The sequence below is a fragment of the Kribbella sp. genome, assembly GCF_035655035.1.
GTDB lineage: Bacteria > Actinomycetota > Actinomycetes > Propionibacteriales > Kribbellaceae > Kribbella.
On record NZ_DASRVN010000185.1, the window covers coordinates 1 to 3109 of the forward strand.

Annotated in this window: 6 protein-coding genes; 4 read left to right on the forward strand and 2 right to left on the reverse strand. The window is 68.9% G+C overall.

What is annotated here, in order from left to right; all coding sequences use genetic code 11:
- Positions 1 to 574 (forward strand): AAA family ATPase (locus VFF46_RS10910; RefSeq protein WP_325036958.1); only part of this gene is annotated, 574 nt, incomplete at its 5' end.
- Between the two features lie 11 nt (positions 575 to 585).
- Positions 586 to 1116 carry a GNAT family N-acetyltransferase gene (locus tag VFF46_RS10915; protein ID WP_325036959.1) on the forward strand — a complete coding sequence of 177 codons (531 nt, stop codon included), beginning with the start codon at positions 586 to 588 and terminating at the stop codon, positions 1114 to 1116.
- Here the strand turns inward: VFF46_RS10915 and VFF46_RS10920 are convergent.
- Positions 1113 to 1664, reverse strand: a complete 552-nt coding sequence (locus tag VFF46_RS10920) for an AAA family ATPase (RefSeq protein WP_325036960.1) — start codon at positions 1662 to 1664, stop codon at positions 1113 to 1115. The two genes, VFF46_RS10915 and VFF46_RS10920, sit on opposite strands and share 4 nt — an antisense overlap.
- A gap of 27 nt (positions 1665 to 1691) precedes the next feature.
- On the opposite strand from VFF46_RS10920, the gene VFF46_RS10925 reads away from it, so the two are divergent.
- Entirely contained in the window at positions 1692 to 2180 is a 489-nt protein-coding gene (locus tag VFF46_RS10925; RefSeq protein WP_325036961.1) for an NUDIX hydrolase, read from the forward strand.
- On the opposite strand, the gene VFF46_RS10930 is transcribed toward VFF46_RS10925, so the two are convergent.
- Positions 2144 to 2695, reverse strand: coding sequence for a hypothetical protein (locus tag VFF46_RS10930; RefSeq protein ID WP_325036962.1), 552 nt, complete (start codon positions 2693 to 2695; stop codon positions 2144 to 2146). The two genes, VFF46_RS10925 and VFF46_RS10930, sit on opposite strands and share 37 nt — an antisense overlap.
- A 79-nt stretch (positions 2696 to 2774) precedes the next feature.
- Between VFF46_RS10930 and smpB the strand changes: the two genes are divergently transcribed.
- Positions 2775 to 3109, forward strand: a 335-nt coding sequence (gene smpB, locus VFF46_RS10935) for an SsrA-binding protein SmpB (protein ID WP_325036963.1), incomplete at its 3' end; no start/stop codon positions are given.

Below are 3109 nucleotides of genomic sequence, written 5' to 3' on the forward strand. Positions count from 1 at the left end.
CCGAATCGCGTTGCCGACGGCCGGGCGGGCCGGGATCATCGCACGGGTGCCATTCCCACCTGCTCTCGTGCTCTCAGGCCCGCCGGGCGTCGGCAAGACAACCGTCGGCTGGCGGGTCTTCGACCGCTGCATCGACCTCGAGCTCGCACCCGCCTTCGCGGACCTCGACCTGCTCGGCGCGGCCTGGCCGCCGCCGGCCGATGACCCGCACCAGTCGCGCTTGAAGGCGACCAACCTGGCCGTCATCTGGTCGAACTACCGCGCGGCCGGTCACCGCCGGCTCGTCATCGCGGGCGTGGTCGAGACCGCGGCTGAGCGGCATCTACTCGAAGCGGCCGTCGGCGGACCGGTGGCGATCTGCCGCCTGGATGCCTCGGACTTCCAGCTCGCGGAACGTATCCGGCACCGCGGGCGCGAGTCCGGCGACAGCCTCGACCACCTGGTACGGCGCGCGTCCGAGCTGTCCGTCCAACTGGCCACCGACGACATCAGCGACTACACGATCAGTACTGCGGATCGCACCATCGACGCAGTCGCCGACGAGGTCATCAGGCGGTGGATCCCGGAGAGCTAGGGTGGCGCCTCATGAAGAGCGAGCTCGAGTACGTCGCCTGGCCGCCCGACCCGATCAAAACCGAGCGGCTCGTACTGCGTGAGCCCGAGCCCCGGGACCGCACGGCGCTCATCGAGCTACTCGCGTCGCCGGAGGTCGGCACGTACATCGGCGGCGCCCGGCCGCGGGATCTACTCGAGGAGATTCTGCCGGAGGTACCGCGACGCCGCGCCGGGTTGTTCGTCGTCGAGCTCGACGGCGCGATGATCGGCACCGTCACCCTCGACCAGCGCGACGCAGACGAAACGCGTCGCGATCTGGCCGACGTCGAGCTCGGCTACCTGTTCCTGCCGTCCTCCTGGGGACACGGCTACGCGACCGAGTCCTGCGCCGCGGCCCTGGCCTGGTTCGCGATCGCCCGACCGGGTACGCCAGTCGTCCTCACCACCCAGACCGCGAACACCGCATCGATGCGCTTGGCAACCAAACTCGGCTTCACCGAAGTGGAACGCTACGAAGCCTGGGGCGCCGAACAGTGGCTCGCCCTCTGGACTCCCCGCTAGCCGGCCTGCTTCAGGTAGTCGTCGACCTCAGGCAGTACGTCGGCCAACGGGCGGTCCATGTCCAGCTGCAGGTAGTTGTCCGCGGGGCGGTGGACCTGGTCGATCCACTGCCGGAACAGCGCCTCGCCGTCCACGGGTTCGCTGCCGGCGTCCGCGGGCGGCTGGTTCAGGCTCGGCCGATGCGTACGCAGCCGCGGGCGCCGCTCGAGCCGCTCGTTGAGCTGCTTCAGATCGTGCACCCGGCACTCGACGTACCGGTACGTCGCCCCGTACTCCGCGGCGATCGCCGTACCCTCGTCGATTATCCGTTGCCAGGCGCACGGGCTGTCCATCACCACGTCCCGCCCTTGCGCGAGCAGGTGCCGCGCCATCGCGTACATCACCTCGTACGCCGCCTTGGCGCTGTCGCCGAGGTCGAACCCCGCGTCCAGAACGGCCGACTTGATCACGTCGTAGTCGACGGCAACCGCGCCGTACCTCTTCACGACGTACCCAGCCACCGTCGACTTCCCGGCTCCCGGCACGCCCGACATCTGAAGCAGGAACATCCGATCCTCCTGTGCTTGGCTGGCGTCGTGAGTGCCGATCATTTCACCGCGAAGCTCCCGACCAAGCGAATGGCGGCGGACTGCCTGTTCACGGACGGTACGGACCGGCTGCTGATCCTCAAACCGCCGTACAAGCCGACCTGGGACCTCCCCGGCGGAGCAGTCGAACGCGACGAGTCACCACGCGCCGCCGCCCGCCGCGAGGTCCTGGAGGAGATCGGGCTCGTGGTGGAGCCCGGCGCGCTGCTCGCGGTGGACTGGACAGCCCGATCCGGTGACTTCTCCGAGGTCGTCGCGCTGCTCTTCGACGGCGGCGTCCTGACGCCGGACGAGATCGAGCGGATCGTGCTGCACCCGGATGAGGCGGTCGCGTTCCGGTTCGTTTCCCTCGAGGAGGCGTCGCGACTTCTCGAGCCCGGGCAGTACGGTCGCGTCGCGGCCGGTCGGCGTACGGGAGGGACTGCCTACCTGGAGAACGGTCAGGTGTCGTACCCGAGGCCGTCCCAGGGGGCGTAGTACGCGATGAAGTCGCCTGGTTCGATGTGGATCGAGTACGCGCCCTCGTACTGGCCGAGTGCCCAGCCGAAGGTGACGCCGTCGATCTTCGTGGTGAACGGCTCGACGTCGATCGGTTCGAGTACGTACTTGCCCAGCTCGGCGAGGCGGGACTCGATCAGCGCGTCCGCGCCGGCGGAGGCTGCCTGGCCCGGCGGTACGCCCGGAGTACGGCGTACCTCCTCGACCCGCACCTCGTCGTACGTGCCGTCGGCCTTCCAGAGGTACAGCCCGACGTAGCCCGAGCCGCCCGCGAACAGCTCGTCGCTGAGGAAGAACTTCCGGCCGTCCTCCGCGGTACCGGCGTACGGCACGTGGTAATCGTCAGGCACGATCCTGAACCGCTCAGGCTTCGGCTCCGCCGCCTGCTTGGTCGGCTCCGCCGCGGTCTTGACAGGCTCCGACGTCGGCTTGGTCGGCACCGACGCGCACCCGGTCAGCCCAACGACCAGCAACAACGCAACCGCACCCCGCACTTAAGCCCCCTCAGATCTCCCCGAGCAGGAAGTGTTGCCTGACCTGCGGCCGGTGTCCACCTGGAGGCAGAATCGGGGTGTGAAGAAACCCGACGCCAACCCCGTGGTCGCCCGCAACCGGAAGGCTGCTCACGAGTACGAGCTGGGTGAGTCCTGGGAGGCGGGGCTCGTGCTGCAAGGCCCCGAGGTGAAGGCGCTGCGAGCCGGGCGGGCGTCGCTGGTCGGCGGGTTCGCGATGGTCGAGGAGCGGGAGATCTGGCTGCACGGCGTACACATCCCGCAGTACTCCCAGGCGCGCTGGTTCGAAGGCGGTTCGCGCCGCAAGCGCAAGCTGCTCCTGCACCGCGCCCAGATCGACAAGATCGAACGCAAGGTGAACGAGAGCGGCCTGACGATCGTCCCCATCACCCTGTA

Bases quoted from the DNA above. Each gene is read 5' to 3' on its own strand.
- VFF46_RS10915 (WP_325036959.1), top strand. From the start codon at position 586: ATGAAGAGCGAGCTCGAGTACGTCGCCTGGCCGCCCGACCCGATCAAA.
- VFF46_RS10920 (WP_325036960.1), bottom strand. From the start codon at position 1,664: ATGTTCCTGCTTCAGATGTCGGGCGTGCCGGGAGCCGGGAAGTCGACG.